Origin of the sequence: Shewanella indica, from assembly GCF_002836975.1 — a bacterium.
GTDB classification, from domain to species: domain Bacteria; phylum Pseudomonadota; class Gammaproteobacteria; order Enterobacterales; family Shewanellaceae; genus Shewanella; species Shewanella indica.
In genome coordinates, this window is the sequence record NZ_NIJK01000009.1 from 1 (window position 1) to 21671 (window position 21671).

At 53.1% G+C, this 21671-nt stretch carries 19 protein-coding genes; 13 read left to right on the forward strand and 6 right to left on the reverse strand.

All coding sequences use genetic code 11. From position 1 onward, the window contains the following. Positions 1-695 precede the first annotated feature (695 nt). The 3 genes from oxyR to mnmL form a co-directional block, all read right to left on the reverse strand. The gene (gene oxyR / locus CX650_RS02350) at positions 696-1607 is read right to left on the reverse strand and encodes a hydrogen peroxide-inducible genes transcriptional activator OxyR (protein WP_101094918.1); all 912 of its coding nucleotides are present in this window, start codon (positions 1605-1607) and stop codon (positions 696-698) included. A gap of 256 nt (positions 1608-1863) precedes the next feature. Next, on the reverse strand, positions 1864-2229 hold the full coding sequence (locus CX650_RS02355; RefSeq protein WP_039033706.1) for an Hpt domain-containing protein: 366 nt from the start codon (positions 2227-2229) through the stop codon (positions 1864-1866). Positions 2230-2377: 148 nt separating this feature from the next. Further along, complete coding sequence (mnmL, locus tag CX650_RS02360; RefSeq protein ID WP_039033705.1) at positions 2378-3298, reverse strand: tRNA modification radical SAM protein MnmL/YtqA; 921 nt, start codon at positions 3296-3298, stop codon at positions 2378-2380. Positions 3299-3799: 501 nt separating this feature from the next. Between mnmL and gltB the strand changes: the two genes are divergently transcribed. The 8 genes from gltB to CX650_RS02400 all read left to right on the forward strand — a co-directional run bounded on the left by gltB (position 3800) and on the right by CX650_RS02400 (position 13644). Beyond that, positions 3800-8248, forward strand: coding sequence for a glutamate synthase large subunit (gltB, locus tag CX650_RS02365; protein WP_101094919.1), 4449 nt, complete (start codon positions 3800-3802; stop codon positions 8246-8248). Between the two features lie 6 nt (positions 8249-8254). Next, the gene (locus CX650_RS02370; RefSeq protein ID WP_101094920.1) at positions 8255-9661 is read left to right on the forward strand and encodes an FAD-dependent oxidoreductase; all 1407 of its coding nucleotides are present in this window, start codon (positions 8255-8257) and stop codon (positions 9659-9661) included. Between the two features lie 210 nt (positions 9662-9871). Continuing rightward, entirely contained in the window at positions 9872-10564 is a 693-nt protein-coding gene (locus tag CX650_RS02375) for a 5'-methylthioadenosine/adenosylhomocysteine nucleosidase (RefSeq protein WP_101094921.1), read from the forward strand. A 20-nt stretch (positions 10565-10584) separates the two neighbouring features. Continuing rightward, entirely contained in the window at positions 10585-11574 is a 990-nt protein-coding gene (locus tag CX650_RS02380; protein WP_101094922.1) for a cobalamin biosynthesis protein CobD/CbiB, read from the forward strand. A 70-nt stretch (positions 11575-11644) separates the two neighbouring features. After that, on the forward strand, positions 11645-12019 hold the full coding sequence (locus CX650_RS02385; RefSeq protein ID WP_039033703.1) for a DUF2721 domain-containing protein: 375 nt from the start codon (positions 11645-11647) through the stop codon (positions 12017-12019). After that, on the forward strand, positions 12019-12642 hold the full coding sequence (locus tag CX650_RS02390; RefSeq protein WP_101094923.1) for a trimeric intracellular cation channel family protein: 624 nt from the start codon (positions 12019-12021) through the stop codon (positions 12640-12642). The genes CX650_RS02385 and CX650_RS02390 overlap by 1 nt, the downstream gene beginning before the upstream one ends. A 2-nt stretch (positions 12643-12644) precedes the next feature. Continuing rightward, positions 12645-13118, forward strand: coding sequence for a nuclear transport factor 2 family protein (locus tag CX650_RS02395; RefSeq protein ID WP_373296856.1), 474 nt, complete (start codon positions 12645-12647; stop codon positions 13116-13118). Between the two features lie 94 nt (positions 13119-13212). Next, positions 13213-13644, forward strand: a complete 432-nt coding sequence (locus CX650_RS02400; RefSeq protein ID WP_039033677.1) for a hypothetical protein — start codon at positions 13213-13215, stop codon at positions 13642-13644. 103 nt (positions 13645-13747) lie between these two features. On the opposite strand, the gene tyrS is transcribed toward CX650_RS02400, so the two are convergent. Then, positions 13748-14944, reverse strand: coding sequence for a tyrosine--tRNA ligase (tyrS, locus tag CX650_RS02405; protein ID WP_101094924.1), 1197 nt, complete (start codon positions 14942-14944; stop codon positions 13748-13750). A 124-nt stretch (positions 14945-15068) separates the two neighbouring features. Here tyrS and CX650_RS02410 point away from each other — a divergent pair, with 124 nt between their 5' ends. The 4 genes from CX650_RS02410 (at position 15069) to CX650_RS02425 (ending at position 18598) form a co-directional block, all read left to right on the forward strand. After that, entirely contained in the window at positions 15069-16469 is a 1401-nt protein-coding gene (locus CX650_RS02410; RefSeq protein ID WP_101094925.1) for a peptidoglycan DD-metalloendopeptidase family protein, read from the forward strand. 14 nt (positions 16470-16483) lie between these two features. Next, on the forward strand, positions 16484-17593 hold the full coding sequence (locus tag CX650_RS02415) for an anhydro-N-acetylmuramic acid kinase (RefSeq protein ID WP_039033674.1): 1110 nt from the start codon (positions 16484-16486) through the stop codon (positions 17591-17593). A gap of 149 nt (positions 17594-17742) precedes the next feature. Further along, on the forward strand, positions 17743-18120 hold the full coding sequence (locus CX650_RS02420) for a DUF2750 domain-containing protein (protein ID WP_039033673.1): 378 nt from the start codon (positions 17743-17745) through the stop codon (positions 18118-18120). A gap of 58 nt (positions 18121-18178) precedes the next feature. Beyond that, positions 18179-18598, forward strand: coding sequence for a hypothetical protein (locus CX650_RS02425; RefSeq protein ID WP_101094926.1), 420 nt, complete (start codon positions 18179-18181; stop codon positions 18596-18598). Between the two features lie 62 nt (positions 18599-18660). On the opposite strand, the gene erpA is transcribed toward CX650_RS02425, so the two are convergent. Together erpA and CX650_RS02435 are read right to left on the reverse strand one after the other, a co-directional pair. Then, positions 18661-19011, reverse strand: coding sequence for an iron-sulfur cluster insertion protein ErpA (gene erpA, locus CX650_RS02430; protein WP_025010525.1), 351 nt, complete (start codon positions 19009-19011; stop codon positions 18661-18663). Next, positions 19004-19807 (reverse strand): DUF6776 family protein, encoded by an 804-nt coding sequence (locus tag CX650_RS02435; protein WP_039033671.1) that lies wholly within the window; start codon positions 19805-19807, stop codon positions 19004-19006. The genes erpA and CX650_RS02435 overlap by 8 nt, the downstream gene beginning before the upstream one ends. Before the next feature lie 130 nt (positions 19808-19937). Here CX650_RS02435 and CX650_RS02440 point away from each other — a divergent pair, with 130 nt between their 5' ends. After that, a complete protein-coding gene (locus tag CX650_RS02440) occupies positions 19938-21590 on the forward strand; it encodes a chloride channel protein (protein ID WP_082014254.1) in 1653 nt (550 codons plus the stop codon). Positions 21591-21671 lie beyond the last annotated feature (81 nt).

Sequence of the window (21671 nt, forward strand, 5' to 3'; positions counted from 1 at the left end):
TCCATCCATTTTGAAGGACGACTGGATGCTCACATCGATCTGTGATTTTTAACGTGACACAGAATTTTGAACACCCTCCCCGAAAAGCGCCACTTAAAGGGGCAGTGGATGATGCGTGCACTGTTGATATTGTTAGAACTGCGAAAGAAACCAGCAAAATAAAACGGGGGAGCCAACGCATAATGACAAACACTCCATGTTTAAAGTCATTCCACTTGTACAATCATTATCAATGACCATCCAACACAACAACAGGCAAAAAGTCAACACCCAAAACAAACCGCCCTCAAAAAACCAACAAACACACCAAACAAAAACCAAATAAAACACCTATCCATCACCCACAACTAAAACCATCAATTTAAAAACAATGTGCAATAAGGAGTTATAAAAGGAAGTTAGGTGAATAGTTGAAGGGAGTCTTACTCTTACAATAATAAGTATGTCCATCAGGTAAGATGACTTTGGGAATCGTCCCTAGTTTGTTTTCACAACGCTATATTGATGGTAAAGATGAAGCTCATCGTCAAGTAACATGCTTTACGGATTATATTCGAAAGAGGGTTTTCAAAATTCTGTGTCACGTTAAAAATCACAGCGCAATGTAGGTTTCCTGTCGCTCTTCAAAATGGATGAACAACTGAGACAGCGTCAAGCTCCAGTTTTGAATCGGTGTAACTACCGTTCTTGAGCTTTCAATATACCTGCTGCTGAAGCAGCTGCTGGATCTCCAGCCCCAAAGTTCTGAAAGTCAGGATCCGGCTGGTAGTCTGACGCCATACCAGACCTATCTCACGATATGGAGCCTCCCCTGGAGGGCTCATCACCGCCAGATCTGTGTCTTTCAATATCCCGGCATCTATTGCCATCTGCGGCAGGAAAGTCGTGCCCAATTTACTGTTCACCATCTGTACCAGAGTGTGCAAACTGGTGGCCGCAAAAGGGTTGACCTTGGCGCTGTCACCCAGTTGGCAGGCACTGATGGCATGACCGGTTATGCAGTGCTCACTCTGCAACAGAAAAATACTCTCATCCGGCAGCGCCTGATAGTCCACCGGCTCATGAATATCGGCAGATAAGTCCTTGTGCACCACCATCTTGAAGGGATCTATACCCACTTTCATGCTGTGATAGCCGGAAGTATCAGCAGGCAGAGCCAACAACAACAGATCCAACTCGCCCTTACCCAAAGCTGTCAACAAACGCTCTGTGGTGTCCTCTTTGAGCAGCAAACTCAGATCCGGATAGGTCTTCTGGCACTGCTTAACTACACGGCTCAGCAGGAACGGGGCAATGGTGGGAATACAGCCAAGTCGGATCTCTCCAGTCATAGGCGCACCCTGGTTTTTCACCAATTCCACCAAGTCATCGACATCGGTCAGAATTTTCAACGAACGCTGTACTACTTCTTCACCGATAGCGGTAAACATAAAAGACTTATGATCCCGTTCAATCAGCTGATAACCCAACTGTTCTTCCAGATTTTGGATCCCGCTGGACAGCGTCGATTGGCTAACATGGCACACCTTGGCTGCCCGGTTGAAGTTCTGTTCCTGATGCAGGTTCACCAGATAATAGAGATTTTTCAAACTGGGTAAGTGTTTCATTTTGTCGATTACCAATTGAGTAATGCATTAGAAAGTTCTATCTAATCTAACACAAAAAGTCTGTCGAGCAGCAGTATCACATCAGGAGTGTGACCGAGGCGATAAATCATCCCCCAAGATATCTATCACTGAAGCGGAAATAGCAGAGAACCCAAGCCTTGACGGCTAAGGTTCAGGTAAAAAAAAAGGGGGTAGTAACGGAAGTTTCTTAATACCTTGACTGCGCCGGAGCTTCTCTCCGGCACCCAAGGCTAATTTATGCTTTGGCTTCGAGGAAAGACTTGAGTTGCTGCAGATCTGCACCGGCATGTTCAACAATAACCGCCAGCCACTCTTTATGCCCGGCTTCCCAAGCGGCTTCTTCACCGTGTTGCAGTTGCTGTGCAGTTTGCTGGATCCGCTTTAATCCCACAGAGCCGGCAGCACCTTTGAACTTGTGGGCCTCAGCGCACAGGGTATCTTTATCTCCGGCCGCTTCGGCCTTTTGCAAATTCGCGACGTATTCAGGCAACAACTGTTCAAATAACACCACACTCTTGAGTAAGGTGCCGGCACCAATAGCACTACAGTACTGCTCCAGGGTATTGAGATCTAAGATAGTATCCAGTTCAGTTGTGGCCATGAAGGCGCTCCTCAAATGTGTCAGATTTACCACATCATACCCGCTAAAATTACCGGTGCAACTTATAGGCGCTAAACAAGACAAAACTTTCCCGGATTTAACATTGGCGATACAAAATCCGGGCACAATAGATACAATGATTTATAGGCTATTGATTTAAATTGATTAAACTAGAACCTTGCCCGCCCTTAGCCGCCAACTCATCCACCAGTGCTACCAAGCCTATCCAGCGCTGAGCGCACCAATCCGGCGCCAGCAACACGGGACGGCTGGCATAAGCGGTCACCCGATGAAACACTATCTCTTTTGGCGTGTGACGGATCAGTTGCGCCGCACTGGTAACATATTCGTCCAGTGTCGGTGGCTGCAACCTGCCTGCTTCCCAGGCCTTGGCCATGGTACTGCCGACTACTATATGAAGGGGATGTAATTTAAGGCCATCGACACCTGTGTTTAACACTGCTTCCAGCGTTTGTTGATGTTCAATCAGCCCTTCTCCCGGCAGTCCGAGGATCAGATGAGTACATACCTTGAGTCCGCGACTGCGGGCGCGGCATACAGCATCCTGGTAAGCGGCAAAGTCATGACCACGGTTAATTCTTTTCAGCGTGGCGTCGTGAGCTGTCTGTAAACCCAGTTCCAACCAAACTTCACTGCCGTTTTGTTGATATTGCGCCAACAGATCCAGCACCCTGTCCGGTACGCAATCCGGGCGGGTACCGACACACAAACCCACCACTTGTTCGCTCTGCAGTGCCTCATCGTATTTGCGCTTCAACTCGGCATACTCTTCATAAGTACTGGTATAGGCCTGGAAGTAAGCCAAAAACCGCGAAGCCTTTGCCCTCATCTTCTGTTTGCCGGCCTCAAGCTGAGCCGCAATCGACAAGTCGGTTCCATGTTCATGACTGAAAGAGGCAACATTACAGAAAGTGCAACCACCGCGTCCCAGAGTTCCGTCGCGATTGGGACAGGTAAAACGTGCATCCAGAGTCAGCTTTTGTAACCGTTGACCAAATTGTTGCCGGCAGTATTGACCAAAGGTAGTGACAAAATCGTCCAGTCCCATTTGCTTCTCTCAAAAAAGTCGCCAGTCTAACGACTCCAATTTGGGACTACTCTGCTCCAGGTCAATTTATGTCACAAATGGCTGCTACTTTTGCCAGTGATCTATGATCAAACCGCTTGAGCGCAAACCGCTCCCAGATCACACTTTTGTGAATATTTAATCATTTAATGCAAATTTTTAATGTAAACGCCAGCGAGACCGGAAATCAGTTTTTCTTCTTTAAGGATAATTCGAGGCCGCTTGTTAAAATTAGGTGAACAGAAAACAGGGGCAAAGTAGATTTTCTTTTCATTCATAGTGTTATACAGCGCAATCCTCAGTTTACGTTAACGTAATGCAATTGAAGATTCCGTATGAAACACCCCAAAATTCATCAAATATATGCAATATTTAGGTTTGACCTTTAGCAAGTCTCAGGATAATTTGAATGGTTCGGGTGCATATCTATAGAGTTTGGTACTCTCTCCCGAGTAGTAATAGTGATGTTAAGGGAGGTTTTGTATGAGCTTGTATCATCCCAGTTTCGAGCGGGATAACTGTGGTTTTGGATTAATAGCCCAAATGGATGGCGAAGCCAGCCATCGCATTGTTCGCTCGGCAATCCATGGCCTCGACCGCATGAAACATCGTGGTGGTATTGCAGCTGACGGACGCACTGGCGACGGTTGCGGTTTGCTGATGCAAATGCCCACAGGATTCTTTGAAGCCATTGCGGCCGAACAGGGCTGGCATCTCAGCCGTAAGTTCGCCGTTGGTATGCTGTTTTTAAACCAGGATGAAACCCTGGCCGCCGAAGCCAGAATATTGCTCGAACGGGAACTGGAGAAAGAAACCCTGAGTATTGCCGGCTGGCGCCCGGTTCCGGTCAATCCGCAAGTGCTCGGCGAGATAGGCAAGTCCAGCTTGCCGCAAATTTGGCAAGTGCTCATCAATGCTCCCATTGGCTGGCGAGAAAAAGATCTGGAGCGGCGCCTCTATATGGCTCGCCGCCGTCTCGAGCAGCAATTAAGCCAGGATAAAGACTTTTATGTCGCCAGCCTCTCCGGCCAGGTCATTGTCTACAAAGGTTTGATGATGCCGGCCGATCTGCCGGCCTTTTATCCGGATCTGGCCGATATTAGGCTGCAAAGCTCTATCTGCCTGTTCCACCAGCGCTTCTCGACCAACACCTCACCCAAGTGGCCACTGGCACAGCCGTTCCGTTTTCTGGCCCACAATGGCGAGATCAATACCATCACAGGTAACCGTCAATGGGCTAGGGCGCGGGCCTACAAGTTCAACTCACCGCTGCTGCCTGACTTGCAGCAGGCCGCCCCGTTTGTCAATGAAACCGGCTCAGACTCGTCATCACTGGACAATATGCTGGAGATGCTGCTGGCCGGCGGCATGGACCTGTACCGCGCCATGCGTTTGCTTATCCCGCCTGCATGGCAGAGTAACCCCGAGATGGATGAAGAGCTCAAGGCCTTCTATGACTTTAACTCTATGCATATGGAGCCTTGGGATGGCCCGGCCGGGATAGTCATGACCAACGGTCGCCACGCCGCCTGCGCGGTTGATCGCAACGGGCTGCGGCCATCGCGCTATGTGATCACCAAAGACAGAATTCTCACCCTGGCCTCGGAAGTGGGTATCTGGGACTATGGCCCGGATGAAGTGATTGAAAAAGGCCGGGTCGGCCCGGGTGAACTTCTGGTACTCGACACCCTCAGCGGTCGTCTTTATCAGTCATTCGAAATCGATAACGATCTTAAACGTCGTCACCCCTATAAGGAGTGGATGGCGAAAAACAGCCAGACTCTGGTACCGGCAGAGCAGTTGTCGCCGCAGGATCAGGGCGTCAGTGAATTCAACCAGGGCACTTTGCTGCAGTACCAGAAGCTGTTCGGCTACAGCCGTGAAGAGCTTGAGCAAGTGATCTGGGTACTGGCCAGCAAAGGCGAAGAAGCCACCGGCTCCATGGGCGACGACACCCCGATGGCGGTACTGTCGAAGAAACAGCGCTCGCTGTATGACTATTTCCGGCAAAAATTTGCCCAGGTCACCAACCCGCCAATCGATCCGCTGCGGGAGAAACATGTGATGTCGCTGGCCACCTGTATCGGCCGCGAGCAGAACCTGTTTAACGAAACCACGGGACACGCCTATCGGGTGATGTTCAACTCACCTATCTTGTTGTTCAGTGACTTCAACCAGTTGCTGAGTCTGGACAGCACCTATTACCGTGCCAACAAGGTTGACCTTAACTATCCGGCCTCCGAAGGCCTGAGTCAGGCAATCAAACGGATCACTGATGAAGCCGAACGCCTGGCACGCACCGGCACCACCCTGATAGTGCTCTCGGATCGCGCCGTCAGCAAAGACACCCTGGTCATTCCGGCCGCCATGGCGGTAGGTTCAGTGCAGCAGATGCTGGTGAACAAGAGCCTGCGCTGTGACACCAACATCATAGTGGAAACAGCCTCGGCCCGGGATCCGCACCATTTCGCGGTACTGCTGGGCTTTGGCGCTACGGCCATTTACCCCTATCTGGTGTACGAGTCCATTGCCGAACTCGCCAAGCGCCATCAGGCCGAGGATATCGTCAATCTGATGCTCAACTTCCGCTACGGCATTGAGAAGGGGCTGCGCAAGATCATGTCCAAGATGGGGATCAGCACAGTCGCCTCCTATCGCTGCAGCCAGCAATTTGAGGCCATAGGCCTGGCCGACGAGGTGATTAAACAATGCTTCAACGGCGTGGTCAGCCGTATTCAGGGTGTGGGCTTCGATGGCATAGAAGCCGATCAGCAACTGCTGAGTCAGGCGGCCTTCCGCCCCCATGTGCCGCTGCCGCAGGGCGGTTTGCTCAAGTACGTTGAGGGCGGCGAATACCACTGCTTCAACCCGGATGTGGTCAATACCTTACAACGGGCTCTGAAAGAGGTGGATTACCCGCTCTACAAACGGTTTGCCGAGTTGGTAGACCAAAGGCCGGTCGCCACCTTGAGAGATCTGCTGAGCATCAAACAGCAGCGCGAAAGCATAGCGCTCGAAGATGTAGAGGCGGCCAAAACTCTCTTCCCCAGATTCGACAGCGCCGCCATGAGTATCGGCGCCCTGAGCCCGGAAGCTCACGAAGCGCTGGCCATCGCCATGAACCGTCTCGGCGGCCGCTCAAACTCGGGCGAAGGCGGTGAAGATGCCCGCAGATTCAACAGCGAACGCAATTCGGCCATCAAGCAGATAGCCTCTGGCCGCTTTGGGGTAACCGCCCATTATTTAATTAACGCCGAAGTGCTGCAGATCAAGGTCGCCCAGGGCGCCAAGCCCGGTGAAGGCGGTCAGCTGCCCGGTCATAAGGTCAGTGTTGAAATCGCCGGCCTCAGGCATGCCCGCCCGGGTGTAACGCTGATATCACCGCCGCCGCACCACGATATCTACTCTATTGAGGATTTGGCGCAGCTGATCTTCGATCTCAAGCAGATAAACCCCAAGGCGCTTATCTCGGTCAAGCTGGTCTCTGAGCCGGGCGTTGGCACCATAGCCACAGGAGTCGCCAAGGCCTATGCCGATATGATTACCGTTTCCGGCTATGATGGCGGCACAGGTGCCAGCCCGCTGACATCGGTCAAGTATGCCGGTAGCCCTTGGGAGCTGGGCCTTGCCGAAGTTCACCAGTCTCTGGTGGCCAATGGTCTGCGACATAAAATACGCCTGCAGGTGGATGGTGGTCTCAAGACTGGCACAGATGTTATCAAGGCGGCCTTACTGGGTGCCGAGAGTTTCGGCTTTGGCACTGTGCCCATGATAGCGCTCGGCTGCAAATACCTGCGTATCTGTCACCTAAACAACTGTGCCACCGGCGTTGCCACCCAGGACAAGACCTTGAGAGACAAGCACTATCATGGCTTGCCCGAGCGAGTAATGACCTACTTTGAGTTTGTCGCCGAAGAGGTGCGTGAATGGATGGCCAAGCTGGGGGTCAGCGAGTTTGAACAATTGGTAGGGCGCAGCGATTGGCTGCAGGCCATCGAAGGCCAGACCGCCAAGCAGCAGGGACTGGATCTGAGCCCTATCCTGTTCAAACCCGAAGTATTGCCAAGCACCAGTCTGACCTGGAAAGAGATCAATACGCCGGCAGATCCCGGCAACCTGAACCAGGAACTGCTGGCCAAGTGCGCCGAGCGTGCCACCAAGGGCGAAGGCTTCGATATCTGCTTCCCCATCAATAATACCGACCGCTCGGTAGGCGCCGCGCTTTCGGGCCATATCGCGGCAACCAGGGGCGTAAAAGGCTGTCCCAAGCCGATAAGACTCAGCTTCAACGGTAGCGCCGGTCAGAGTTTCGGGGTCTGGAACAGCCCAGGACTCGAGCTGTCACTGTGCGGCGACGCCAACGACTATGTGGGTAAAGGTATGTCCGGCGGCAAGATAGCCATCTATCCACCGCTCGGCAGCGCCTTCCAATCCGAGCGCAGCGCCATTGTCGGTAATACCTGCCTCTATGGTGCCACCGGCGGCAAACTGTTTGCGGCGGGACGGGCCGGTGAGCGCTTCGCGGTCAGGAACTCTGGGGCATTGGCGGTAGTTGAAGGGGTCGGTGACAACGGCTGTGAATATATGACAGGCGGTATAGTAGTGGTGCTGGGGACCACGGGCGTTAACTTCGGCGCCGGTATGACTGGCGGTTTTGCCTATGTGTTCGACCAATTCGGCCGCTTTAGCCGTAGGGTCAATACCGAACTGGTCGATACCCTCAAGCTGGAGATGCCCATTCATCAACAGCACCTCAAAGGGCTGATAGAGCAACATGTGGCCGAGACCGGCAGTGAACACGCCAGTGCCATTCTCAGTGAGTTTGACAACTGGCTCGACTGTTTTGTCCTGGTCAAGCCCAAGAATATTCAGGTTTCGGATCTGCTCAAACTGGAACAACCGAGCCCGGAACTGGCCGTAAAAGCGGGGTAAGCGAGCATGAGTAACGATTTTCAGTTTATCGAAGTGGGTCGTATCGACCCGAGCAAGCAGGCTATCGCACGCCGCAAGACTGAGTTTATTGAGATTTACCAACCCTTTGCCCAGGCGCAGGTCGACCAGCAGGCCGATCGCTGCCTGGACTGTGGTAACCCTTACTGCGAGTGGAAGTGCCCGCTGCACAACTATATCCCCAACTGGCTCAAGCTGGCCAAACAGGGACGTATCCTGGAAGCGGCAGACCTGGTGCATGAAACCAATACCCTGCCGGAGGTCTGCGGCCGAGTCTGCCCGCAGGACAGGCTCTGTGAAGGTGCCTGTACCCTGAATGATGACTTCGGCGCCGTCACCATAGGCAATGTGGAAAAGTACATCACGGATACCGCCATCGCCCAGGGCTGGCGCCCTGACATGAGCCAGGTAACGCCCAGAAGCGAGCGGGTCGCCATCATAGGCGCGGGGCCGGCCGGTCTTGGCTGCGCCGATATCCTGGCCCGCAACGGGGTCAAGGCTGTAGTCTTTGACAAATATCCTCAGATAGGCGGCCTGCTGACCTATGGCATTCCCGCCTTTAAGCTCGACAAGTCCGTGATGGCTACCCGCCGCAGCGTGATGGAAGGCATGGGGATAGAGTTCCGCCTCGGCGTAACTGTAGGCCAAGATATTTCCTTTGCCGAGCTGCTGACCAACTTCGATGCCGTGTTCCTCGGCATGGGGACCTATAACGCCATGCAGGCGGGCCTGCCCGGTGAAGAAGCTGAAGGGGTTATTCAAGCCCTGCCCTACCTGATTGCCAACACCCGTGAGTTGATGGGGCAAGCCGATCCGGCGCAGCCCTACATCGACCTCAAGGGCAAGAAGGTGGTAGTGCTCGGCGGCGGTGATACCGCCATGGACTGTGTGCGCACGGCGGTGCGCCAAGGCGCCGAGTCGGTTATCTGTGCCTATCGCCGTGACGAAGATAATATGCCGGGTTCGCGCCGTGAGGTGCAAAATGCCCGCGAAGAAGGAGTCGAGTTTCTGTTCAACCGCCAGCCGGTGGCGATTGCCACAGACGATGGCAAGGTCAAGGGAGTCGAATTTGTTGAAACCGCGCTTGGCAACGCCGATGCCAGCGGTCGCCGGCGTCCAGAGCCCATCCCGGGCAGCGATCAGTTGCTGGAGGCTGACGCCGTGATTGTCGCCTTCGGTTTTCAACCCAGCCCGGCGCCCTGGTTTGCCGAGTTTGATATCGCCCTGGATCAATGGGGCCGGGTAAAAGCTGAAAAAGAAGCGGCCAATCCATTCCAGACCAGCAATCCCAAAGTGTTTGCCGGTGGTGATATGGTCAGGGGTTCAGATCTGGTGGTCACCGCCATCGCCGAAGGGCGCGATGCGGCGCTTGGGATCCTCAATTTCCTCAGCTGACAACTCAACACTTTGAGCGCATACGGGAACCCACCTCCCGGGTGCGCTTTTTTTTCATCCAACCGCCACACTTCAAATAACACGCTTGCGACTGCCTTGGACTTGTCGTCCCTACAAGTCGCAAGCAGCTGACTTGTTCGCACCATCCTAGGCTTGTGCTATATTAAGCCGCCCTCAGGCTCACTCAAGACATTTAAAGAAGGTTAAGCCATGAAAATCGGTATTATCGGCGCCATGGAGCCGGAAGTTGCTCACCTGATTGCCTCTTTGGAAAACCCACAGCACAGCAAGGTTGCCGGCATTGAATTTGTCAGCGGCACTCTGGTTGGCAAAGAAGTCATAGTTACCCGCTCCGGCATAGGCAAGGTTGCCGCCAGCATAGCGACCAGTCTGTTGATTGAAAAGTTCGCCCCGGATGCAGTCATCAATACCGGCTCGGCCGGTGGGTTTGTCGATGCGCTGCAGATAGGTGATATAGTGATCTCCGATGAAGTCCGCTACCACGATGTCGATGTCACCGCCTTTGGCTATGAGATGGGCCAGATGGCACAGCAGCCGGCGGCCTTTATCCCGGATCCCAAGTTGATGCTGGCAGCCCAACAGGCCATCGCAGGTTTGGGAGAGGTCAAAGCCATTGAAGGCCTTATCTGCACAGGTGACAGCTTTATTTGCGATCCCGAGCGCACTGCCGTCATGTTAAAACATTTCCCCACCATGGCCGCCTGCGAAATGGAAGGCGCCGCCATTGCTCAGGTATGTCATCAGTTCGGCGTGCCCTTTGTGGTGATCCGCTCTCTGTCCGATAATGCCAACAACGACTCTCCGGTCGACTTTGATGCCTATCTGGTCAAGGCGGGGCACCACTCGGCCCTGATGGTCATAGGCATGCTGCATCACCTTTAATTTAAGGAGCACCAGAGCCCATGAGTCTGCCCTTTTGCGAGCAGCTGCTGGCCTTAGATGGCCCCCTCATACAGGGGTTTCTGGTGCTGTTTTTGGCCTTGTTACTGGCACGTTTGGCGCCGCTGCCCCAGGCGTTTCAACCCCTGGCCTGGTTGAGCCATCTTGCCAGGTCACTGGCAGCCAAGGTCAAACGGGGCGACAGAGACAAAAAGCAGCAGCTGATTGCCGGTTCACTGGCTATTTTACTGCTGGTACTGCCATTTTGGTTAATCATCACCTTTCTGCTGGAACTGGCTGCATTCCCCTGGTTCTTTGAGTTTTTGATCCTCTATCTGTGTCTCAACGACGCCTGTTTTATTCAGGAAGCCGAAGAGATATACCAAGCCCTCAGGCGGGGAGACAAACCGGCCGCCAGAGAGTTGCTCGCCCCCTGGGTTGCCCGCGACACCGCCGAACTGTCCGAGGCTGGCATAGCCAAGGCCACTATAGAAAAGCTGGTGACCACTCCCATTCACGGCACTGTTACCGTGGTGTTTTTCTTCTGTCTCGCCGGCGCGCCCATGGTGCTGCTGGTGAGAATGCTCAAACAATTGGAACAGAGCTGGTGGTGTCTGGATCCACAATACCGTTTCTTCGGTCGCCCCGTTTTTCTGGTCAATCAAGTGTTACTGTATATTCCGGCGCAGCTGTGGCGTTTTACCCTGGCGATTCAAGGTGGTCCCCAGACATTAAAACTGCTTTGGCACACACCCCATAGCCGCTTTCCTATCGGCTCTAATTTCCAGGTGGCAACCATGGCAGCATTTGTACTGATGACAGAGCTTGGCGGACCGCAAAAATATTCCGGCATCAAGGTACAGGTGGAGAAAATCGGCCCGGGGCCCATAGCGGATCACAAGACCATACCCAAAGCGATTGCGCTGACCTTTCGCACCTTCACCATCTGGTTTGCTTTTGTGATCTTGTTACCTCTGATTTGGGTTTTGTTACGTTATTCACAAACGCTTTAAATTATTCAATTTCTCCTTATAATGCCTTCATTCCCCGCTTGACACTGAGAAGACTGCCGTGCTGGACAATATGCATATCTCTTTGACGACCCCGGCATTGCTGTTTCCGGCCATTTCCCTGCTGCTGCTGGCTTATACCAATAGATTTTTCTCACTGGCCGCGCTAATTCGCACCTTGAGTGGCGGCGATAAACCCGTTGCCGCCGAACAACTGAAAAACCTGCGCCGCCGCATCGTTATCATCCGCCGCATGCAGGAGGCAGGTGTCACCAGCTTCGCCCTGTGTGTGCTGTGTATGATTTTTATCTATCTTGGCTTTAACACTACAGGCTCGATGATTTTCGGCGCCAGTTTGCTGTTATTGCTGTATTCCTTAATCCTGTCGGTGATTGAAATCCGTATCTCGGTCGATGCCCTCAACATTCATCTCAAAGAGATGGGTTAATGACATTGTGGGTCTATAGCCTGGATCTGTTCGGCACCGCAGTATTCGCCCTTTCCGGCGCTTTGGCTGCCAGCCGGCACAGGATGGATCCTTTCGGCGTTTTGGTACTGGCAGCGGTCACTGCCATAGGTGGCGGCACCCTAAGAGACACCATTCTGGGCGCTCCGGTATTCTGGCTTCATGACCACAACTATCTCTACGTGATACTACTGACCGTGGTACTGACCTTGATTCTGGTACGCCGCCCCTGGCGTTTGCCCCCATCTAGCCTGGCCATAGCCGATGCCGTCGGCCTGGCGCTCTTTACCGTTATCGGTACCCAAAAGGCCCTGACTCTGGAGTTTGGCGCCCTGATAGCCGTAGTCATGGGCTTGATCACAGGAGTGGGAGGAGGCATTATTCGGGATCTGCTTTGCCGCCGGATCCCCATGGTGTTGCGTACCGAAATCTACGCCACAGCATCTATTCTGGGCGGTCTGGTGTACACCTGCAGCCTGCAGTTAAAATTCGAAGCCGAGGCGGCGCTGATGCTGGCTTTTTTCACGGCTTTGATAATTCGCCTGGCCGCCATACGTTGGCACCTGTCGTTACCCGCGTTTGACCTAAAGACCAAGAGAGATTGATTGTGCGTTATTTGGTGTTGATCCTGGCATTGTTAAGCCCACCATTGCTGGCCAACAGCGGCGATATGCCGCCGGAGCAGCAGATGGCCGTACGCTATATCCATGCTCTGACCACTCACGACTATGATGAGCTGGCGACCTTTTACAATCGTGACAGCGTCTTCAACGACCGTACAGCAAACCGCAAATACACAGGCGGCAGGCATATTATAGAGTTTCTGGAGCGGGCACACCGCGGCGTACTCGAGTATCGATTCAACATAGAGCACATGTTCAACTCAGGCTCTCTGGTGGTGATGATAGGCAACTACCACTATAAGGGTCCGGGAGAGCAATTTGGCAAGCCCGGGAAAATTATTGATATCGCCATCCCCGGAGTAACCACGCTAAAGCTGGATACACTCAACCACAGGGTGAAAGAACATATGGATCTGATGGACTATCAGACCATGGTGGATCAACTCTCGGCTCAGTAATCCAGCTCGCCGGGAACCCGGCCTGTTTTTTACTGTCCAACTCATCTGAGTGCCAACAGCGAGATCAGGGTTCACTCTGATCCGAGAGGTAAAGATGAGTCGCTTATCCGTACTGGCTGTCCTGCCCCTGTGCTTCCCTCTGATGACTCAGGCCCAGGCAGCATTCAATGCCGAAGAAAAGTTTGAACCACCCCTGGTGGTTTCCTACGCCGCACAACCTATAAACCGTTTCAATCAAAAGCTGATGCAGGCGCAACATCAACAGGCTCCCTGGAGTAACAATCCCGAAGGGATCAGCCGCCACTATTCTGGCTCAGCCTTTAAGTTTGTACGCATCAGCCACTCTCACGGCAAGACCTTAACCTATAATGTCAGCACCCAGGAAGGACATCCGCAGATGCTGCTTATTCTGGCGCTCGATAACAATGCCGGAGACTGGTCAGTGGAAAAAGCCGTGCTCAGTTGGCGCTGCCAGAACAAGGTCTACTTTGGTACCGACAACTGTAGCCCGCCTCACGACCACTGAGCCTGATACAGGTAAGAAAAAACCCGGCAATGCCGGGTTTGGTATTTTACGCGCTCAAACAAATGCTTAAATTTAGCTACCTTGGAATTTAGGTACCTTGAGTTCAGGCCAGTGTTACCTTGGCAAACTTACGCTTGCCAACCTGGAATACCGCGCAAGTGCCGGCGTTCAGTACCAGCTTGCTGTCTTCAAGCTTATCACCATCCATCTTCACCGCACCTTGCTTGATCATCCGCATGGCATCGGAAGTGGAGCCAACCAGACCGGCTTCTTTCAGCAGATTGGCAATCGCCAACCCTTCACCGGCTTCCAGAGTCAGCTCGGGAATATCATCCGGCATAACACCCTTTTGGAAACGATTGATAAAGGCTTGATGGGCAGCCTCGGCAGCTTCTTCACTGTGGAAACGACCAATAATCTCTTTCGCCAGGGCTATCTTAATATCCCTTGGGTTGGCACCGGCTTCGACATCGGCCTTAAACTGTTCGATTTCAGTCAGCGGACGGAAAGACAGCAGCTCCAGGTAACGCCACATCAGCTCATCGGAAATGGACATTATCTTACCGAACATCTCATCCGGGGCTTCACTGATACCTATGTAGTTTCCGGCAGACTTTGACATCTTCTTCACACCGTCCAGCCCTTCCAGCAGCGGCATCATAATCACCACCTGAGGCTTCATGCCTTCGGATTTCTGCAGCTCACGGCCCATCAGCAGGTTGAACTTCTGATCAGTACCGCCCAGTTCTACATCGGCATTCAATGCCACTGAGTCATAACCCTGCAGCAGCGGGTACATAAATTCATGGATAGCGATCGATTGACCTGAGGCAAAGCGCTTCTTGAAATCGTCACGCTCCATCATACGAGCCACAGTCTGGCGGGAGGCCAGGCGGATCATACCGGCGGCGCCGAGATCTTCCAACCAGCTGGAATTGAACTCAATCCGGGTCTTGGCCGGATCCAGAATTTTGAATACCTGCTCCTTGTAGGTTTCGGCGTTGGCCAATACCTGCTCACGGGTCAGAGGTGGGCGAGTACTGTTCTTGCCACTCGGGTCACCGACCATACCGGTAAAGTCACCGATAAGGAAGATAACCTCGTGTCCCAGGTCCTGGAACAGTCTGAGTTTGTTAAGAATAACGGTATGGCCTAGGTGAATGTCCGGCGCAGTCGGATCAGCACCCAACTTGATTTTAAGTGGCCGACCTTCTTTCAGCTTTTCAAGCAGATCTGCTTCGAGCAAAACCTCGTCGGTACCACGTTTAATTTCCGCCATTATTTGTGCTAAATCAGCCATCTCGCCAACAACTCCCTAGGCTCTTCAAATTCAAAGAGACTTATGTTACTTGTTAGCCAGCCTAAATGAAAGTGTGTACACTAAGGCAATATGCCCAAGAATTAAGAAATTGGTATCCGGGTCGATGGCAAAGCTTATAACTCTCTTCAAACTGCTGCCCAGAAAGCATCAAATCCTGCTTAGTATTTTTACTACCATAACCCTGATAACCCTGTTGCTGCCCTCTGACGAAGCCGAGGCATCGAAAAACAGCGCCGTTCCGGAAACCCATGTTCGTTACCAAGTGCCTCTGGCCTTTCGTACCCCCACTTCACCTACGGCCCAGCAAGTGGTTGAAAGCGGGCAAGATCCAGAATCAGAAGCCGCCGCCGAGGCGTTGACAGAGAAACTCAATCAACAGGCTAAAGCCGCTCTGACAGTTCCGGAGCAAACCAGTCCGGCGATAGCCGAGCTTGAACATTTCGAGATAAAGAGTGGCGATACCCTGGCGGCGCTCTTCAGTCGCGCCTCACTTACTGCCAGAGAAGTTCACGACATTACCCAGTTGCCGCTGGCGAAAAAAAACCTGCTGAAAATCATGCCTGGTGACGAAGTCGCCATAGGTAAAAACGCCGATGGCGAATTGCAAGAGCTCAGATACCGCCTCGATGCCATCTCTACTCTGATAGTCCGCAAACAGGGCAAGAGTTATCAAGAAGAACTGGCGGTAAAAACCGTTGAGACCCGGGATAAGTTTGCCCGCGCCAGCATCAAGAGCAACTTCTGGAATGCCGGAGTCGAAGCCGGACTGACACCGGCGCAGATTATGCAGCTGGCCACCATATTCGGCTGGGACGTCGACTTTGCCCTGGATATCCGCGAAGGCGACAGCTTTGCCCTCATGTACGAAGAAGAATATGCCGATGGTGAGTTTCTACGTAACGGCAACATATTGGCGGCCGAATTTATCAACCAGGGCGAGCGCTACACCGCGGTAAGGTATAAGGATGGCAACTACTATTCCGAGGAAGGCCGCAGCATGCGCAAAGCATTCCTGCGCTCTCCGGTTGACTTCAAGTATGTGAGTTCCAACTTCAATCCCCGCCGCCTGCACCCTGTTACCGGTCAGGTGAAGGCTCACCGCGGAGTGGATTATGTTGCCGCTATAGGCACTCCCATCAAAGCGGCCGGCAGCGGCCGGGTCATCAAGGCAGGTTACAACCAATACAACGGCAACTATGTGTTTATCAAACACAACGAAACCTATACCACCAAATACTTACACCTTAACAAGCGTAAGGTTAAACAAGGTGAAAGCGTCAAACAGGGACAGATCATAGGTACTCTTGGCCGCACAGGAAGGGTAACTGGCGCCCATTTGCACTATGAGTTTATCGTCAACGGTGTACACAGAAACCCGCGCACTGTGGATCTCCCCAAGGCCGAAGCGATAGCCAAGCGCGAACGTGTCGCGTTCCAACAACTCAGTAGCCAATTGATGGCCACTCTGCTGCGCAACAAACAAGTTCAGGTTGCGATGCAATAACAGGGACAGCATAGATGAATTCAGGATACTTTATTGGGCTGATGTCCGGCACCAGCATGGACGGCGTTGATGCCGTATTAGTGGACTTCAGCAGTGGTCAACCTAAGCTGCTTGGCCAACATACAGAGCCGTTGCCCACTCATTTGTTCAAGGGGTTGCAGCGTCTGTGCCAACCGGATACAGATGAAATTAACCGTTTGGGACGGCTGGATCGCACTGTGGGTAAGGTGTTTGCAGCCGCGGTCAAGCAACTGCTGGCCAAGACTGGGGTGAGTAAAGAACAGATCTGTGCTATCGGCAGCCACGGCCAGACAGTACGCCACATGCCCAACCTGGAAGTGGGCTTTACCCTGCAAATTGGCGACCCCAACACAATCGCCGCCGAAACCGGTATAGATGTTATCGCCGACTTTCGCCGTAAGGATGTCGCCCTCGGTGGCCAGGGTGCTCCCTTGGTGCCGGCATTCCACCAGCAGATATTCTCACACCCAGGTATAAATCGCTTCATTCTCAATATCGGCGGCATCGCCAACATCACTTTCCTGCCCGCCGATAACCGGGAGATCCTTGGCTTTGATACCGGCCCGGGAAACACCCTGATAGACGCCTGGAGCCAGCAGATAAGACAACTGCCATTTGATGAAGACGGTCAGTGGGCCGAAAGCGGCAACAGCTCGGCGGAGTTTCTGGCGCAGTTGTTATCACACCCCTATTTCTCACTGGATTATCCCAAGAGCACGGGCAGAGAGCTATTCAACAACGCCTGGTTGGATCAACAACTGGCGCTGTTCAGCCATCTGCCGGAAGAAGATATTCAATCGACACTCTTGGATCTCACCTGTCACAGCATTGCCAGAGACATAGCCAAGCTGAGCCCGGATGGCGAAATCTATGTCTGTGGTGGCGGCGCGCTCAATGGCGTATTGATGAAACGCCTCGGGGCCCAGTTACCAAAGCACAGCATAGCCACTACCTCGGCTTTGGGTATTGATCCCAAGTGGGTGGAAGGCATAGCGTTTGCCTGGCTGGCGCTGCGCCACCATCAAGGCTTACCGGCGAACCTGCCGGCGGTAACCGGCGCCAGCCGCGAAGCCGTGCTCGGTGCCCGTTTCCCCGCCGCCTGAGAAAAGATTGGCTTCAACCAGGCAAAGCTGAAAAACAGGAATTAGCCATTGCGCCCTGCGGGGCGCTTTTTCTTGCCTGCAAGCAATGTTAACATGCCGTCAATTTTTGGCCGGGCGCAGTGCCGTGGCCACCGAGATGAGATGTCACCATGAGCAAGAAACAAACCCAGGCCCAGTTCGCCGGTATGACACCGGAAGGCCGCTACGACTTTCTGGTAGAGCAGGTAAAAGAACATAAAGAGCTGTGGGTATTACAAGACAATGACGGCTGCGTGATGCTGACCACGGATGATGAAGACTGTATTCCAGTTTGGCCCAGTGAAGAGACGGCTTCCCTGTGGGCCGAGGATGATTGGCAAGATTGCCGACCGCTGTCTATCGGCCTGGCCGAGTGGCTGGAGCGCTGGGTTCCAGGTATGGAAGATGACGAGCTCTATGTTGCCGTCTTCCCTATGCTGGAAGATCTCGGCGTAGTGATCCCGCCACATGAGCTGGAGCAGCGACTGGCGCCCAAGACGCGTCACTGAGTCGATGGAGCATGATTCAATAGAACATGATTCAATAGCGCACAAGGAGCACCGCGAGATGAGCCAAACCGCCACAGAAAGCTACGCCATTCCCAAACGCCTACTGCTGCTGATGCTACTTTATATCGCTGCCGCGGTCAGTGGTCTGATTGCCGGTCAAGGCGTTATCTTTTGTCTGCTGACGCTGATCATGGTGTTGGCGGTATTAGCGCGCCATCAAGCCGGCTTATGGGCACTACGACTCTATACCTTGGTGCAACTCGCGCTGGTGAGTTTCTTGCCCTATCTTCTGGATCAGGGCGACAGTGTAGCTACTGGGCCTAACTCACTCAAAATCACAGGTTTTGAGATCAAGGCACCGGACTGGGCCATTTTCAGCTTTCTGATAGGCTTTTGCATGCTGCAGGTATGGATAGCCTTTACCCCCAAGGTCAAAGCCTTCTTCAAGCGTAAGATGAACTTCAACCTGATGCAGTAACCGGCCTTGCGCCCACAAAAAAGCCGTCCCAGTGGACGGCTTTTTGCTGCTTTTATTCTCGGTTATACCGAGAAGCTGGCCCCACAGCCACAGGTGGTGGTGGCGTTTGGGTTTTTGACGAAAAAACGCGAACCTTCCAGCCCTGAGGTGTAATCCACTTCACCGCCAACGAGGTATTGCAGGCTCATGGGATCAACGACCAGCTGTACCCCTTGTTTTTCCACAGTGAAATCGCCTTCATTCACTTTTTCGTCAAAGGTGAAGCCATACTGAAAACCTGAGCAGCCGCCGCCCGTGACATAGACCCGCAGCTTCAGCGCACTGTTCTGTTCTTCTTCCAGCAAGGCCTTGACCTTGGTTGCCGCCGCATCGGTAAACTGGATGGGCATAGCTGATTCAGCTTGTTCAGTCATTACTACCTCTTACATCTGTTTGCTGTGGCAGATTATCTGTTACCTGACTATTTTGTTCAAGTATTATGCCGGGATCTTTTTCGCCCTCAAGCAACTCAGGCAAGCTGAAACTTTGCTCGGTTTCGGCGCCTTTGCTCCAGCGACTCGCAGGCACAACGACCTTGGCTTTCATCTGCTGTAATTCAAACCCTTCAGGCAGGGTAAATTCCGCTTCCAGTACCTGAAAGTACTTGAAGTTAAATGCCAACTTGGTGTCCACCAGTTTAGCTAAATTCAGTTCGACTTGCTTGCCCTCTTGCATGCCAATGAGAAGTATCTCACTTCTTCCCTTGAGCGCCTGCTTACGCTTTTGCAACTGGGTCAGCACCAATTTGAGGCGAAACTGTCCAGCTGTGGCTAAAGGCATCAATTCCAAACCATGAATAGCCACCCCTTCGGCATTATACTCCGGCGCCATGATGCTGCGGTAGAAGGCCAACTCACGTTCCAGCTCCTGCTGCTTTTTATGCTGTTTGTTGAACAGCTGCTGCATCTGTTCGTTGGCTTCCTTGGCCAGGCTCAGCTCCAAATTGCGGCTCGCCAACTGCTGCGCCTGCTCCTGTAACTCGATCTGCAATCGCTGACTCTTGCCATCGTTTCGTTGAAATTTGACTTCTGCTGGCGGAATAAAAAAGTGATAGCTGAGCAGTCCAGTCAGAAAGGCCACCATGACCAAGAGCAACAAATACAGACTGGATGGGCGAATATTTCGCTCCATCACTTGCAGGCGATCGAGCCAGCGATGATAATTTGCCATTAACTAACAGCCCCTTATATAAAAATTTCCATCTTGGGTACTAAGATTTCACATCAGGCTTCGGAAAGCAGCAGTGCAGACAAGATTCAGAAAGTTCAAACTTGAGGCGCGAAAGTATCTGCGCCACCAGATGAGAGACAAGCTGTCCCAAACGAGGATCAGTATTCAACTGTGTCTGCTGGCCCTGTTGTTTGCGCTGATGGCCTCGGCTGTCATCATACTATTTCGCCTGCTGCTGCAATGGGCCAATCATTTTACCCAAACACAAGAATGGGATTTTACGGGCTCAATCGGTGACTGGCGAGTCCTGTTACCACTTTTTGGGGCTTTTTTGATCTGGATTGTCGCCAAATTCGGCTCCAAACGCTACAAGCGGATGGGCATAGCCTATGTGCTGCACAGGGTGAAACTGCATTACGGCAAAATTCCGCTGCAGTCGGCACCGGGGCAGTTTTTTCAGGCGCTGTTTGCACTGGCGAGCAACTTCTCGGTCGGTCGTGAAGGCCCGGCAATTCATCTGGGGGCGGTCACCGCCTCGGTATTGGCGGAAAAATTCAAGCTGCCGGACAACAGTGTACGCATCATGTGCGCCAGCGGCATAGCCGCCGGGATAGCCGCCACCTTTAACGCGCCCTTGGCCGCCGTGGTATTTGTCCTCGAAGTGGTGCTCAGGGAATACAAGGTACAGTACTTCTTCCCCATCATGCTGTCGGCCATCTGCGGCGCCGTATCCAGCCAGGTGGTGTTCGGTAATATCCACGAGTTTGATGCCATCAAGGTCAGCCATATTCCACTGGATCAGTACCCGCTGCTGGCACTCGGCGGTATAGTGCTGGGGGTCGCCGCGGCCTTATTCAATCACAGCCTTATTCAGGTGACCGAGCGCGGCCAACACTGGCCCTTGATTATCCGCCTGTTACTGGCGGGTGTTATCACCACTTTGATAGGCCTGGTGCTGCCTCAAGCATTGGGCAGCGGTGAAATGGCCATAGGACTTGCGGTCAGCGACAATCCGGCAATCTGGTTTTTGCTGGCGGTATTGCTGGCCAAGATTATCGCAACCATTGCCGCTATCGGCCTTGGGATCCCGGGTGGGATCATAGGCCCACTCTACGGTATAGGCGCCTTGGGCGGCGCCATTCTGGCTCAGGCGACCGCGCTGCTGTTTCCCTCGGTGGCCCCCTATGCAGGGCTCTATACCGTCATCGGCATGACCGCCATGATGGGGGTTTGCCTCAGTGCACCGCTCGCCGCCCTGGTGGCGCTGCTGGAGATGACCAATGATGCCTCCATCATACTGCCCGGAATGATAGTGGCCGTGCCCGCCTACCTCATCGCCTATCAGGGGCTGAATGCCAAATCCATATTCTTTCGTCAGTTGGATATCATGGGCCTGGGTTATAAAGTGGCCCCGGTTAACCTGGGGTTACAGAAACTCGGGGTACGCGCCCTGATGGACAGGCGCATAGTGATAGTCAACAACAATGATGAGCTGCTGCTGGAAGTAATGAAACGCGCCCAGGGCAGGCCTGTGCTTGCCAGAGATGCCGAAGGCCAGATTGCCATGCTGGAGTTGCAGATGCCTTCGTTTGACACTGACACCAGCCTGACCCAACACAGGATCCAGGGGCTACCCGACTCGGCCACCCTCAACGAGGTGTATGAAATACTGGCGCCGAAACGTGCCGGTGAAGTCTATATCTATCAAGATAACCCGGAGAATATCGTCGGAGTGATCAGTTGGTCTAACCTGCAGCAGGAAATCCGTGCCGGAGAAGTGTAATTTCAGTCATCAGTCATTTTCATGACCGCCGCCTTCTGTTATAGTTGCGCCTCAGCCAAACCCTACATAACCCATGGGTCC

Bases quoted from the DNA above. Each gene is read 5' to 3' on its own strand.
- oxyR (WP_101094918.1), bottom strand. From the start codon at position 1,607: ATGAAACACTTACCCAGTTTGAAAAATCTCTATTATCTGGTGAACCTG.
- CX650_RS02355 (WP_039033706.1), bottom strand. From the start codon at position 2,229: ATGGCCACAACTGAACTGGATACTATCTTAGATCTCAATACCCTGGAG.
- mnmL (WP_039033705.1), bottom strand. From the start codon at position 3,298: ATGGGACTGGACGATTTTGTCACTACCTTTGGTCAATACTGCCGGCAA.
- gltB (WP_101094919.1), top strand. From the start codon at position 3,800: ATGAGCTTGTATCATCCCAGTTTCGAGCGGGATAACTGTGGTTTTGGA.
- CX650_RS02370 (WP_101094920.1), top strand. From the start codon at position 8,255: ATGAGTAACGATTTTCAGTTTATCGAAGTGGGTCGTATCGACCCGAGC.
- CX650_RS02375 (WP_101094921.1), top strand. From the start codon at position 9,872: ATGAAAATCGGTATTATCGGCGCCATGGAGCCGGAAGTTGCTCACCTG.
- CX650_RS02380 (WP_101094922.1), top strand. From the start codon at position 10,585: ATGAGTCTGCCCTTTTGCGAGCAGCTGCTGGCCTTAGATGGCCCCCTC.
- CX650_RS02385 (WP_039033703.1), top strand. From the start codon at position 11,645: ATGCATATCTCTTTGACGACCCCGGCATTGCTGTTTCCGGCCATTTCC.
- CX650_RS02390 (WP_101094923.1), top strand. From the start codon at position 12,019: ATGACATTGTGGGTCTATAGCCTGGATCTGTTCGGCACCGCAGTATTC.
- CX650_RS02400 (WP_039033677.1), top strand. From the start codon at position 13,213: ATGAGTCGCTTATCCGTACTGGCTGTCCTGCCCCTGTGCTTCCCTCTG.
- tyrS (WP_101094924.1), bottom strand. From the start codon at position 14,944: ATGGCTGATTTAGCACAAATAATGGCGGAAATTAAACGTGGTACCGAC.
- CX650_RS02410 (WP_101094925.1), top strand. From the start codon at position 15,069: ATGGCAAAGCTTATAACTCTCTTCAAACTGCTGCCCAGAAAGCATCAA.
- CX650_RS02415 (WP_039033674.1), top strand. From the start codon at position 16,484: ATGAATTCAGGATACTTTATTGGGCTGATGTCCGGCACCAGCATGGAC.
- CX650_RS02420 (WP_039033673.1), top strand. From the start codon at position 17,743: ATGAGCAAGAAACAAACCCAGGCCCAGTTCGCCGGTATGACACCGGAA.
- CX650_RS02425 (WP_101094926.1), top strand. From the start codon at position 18,179: ATGAGCCAAACCGCCACAGAAAGCTACGCCATTCCCAAACGCCTACTG.
- erpA (WP_025010525.1), bottom strand. From the start codon at position 19,011: ATGACTGAACAAGCTGAATCAGCTATGCCCATCCAGTTTACCGATGCG.
- CX650_RS02435 (WP_039033671.1), bottom strand. From the start codon at position 19,807: ATGGCAAATTATCATCGCTGGCTCGATCGCCTGCAAGTGATGGAGCGA.
- CX650_RS02440 (WP_082014254.1), top strand. From the start codon at position 19,938: ATGAGAGACAAGCTGTCCCAAACGAGGATCAGTATTCAACTGTGTCTG.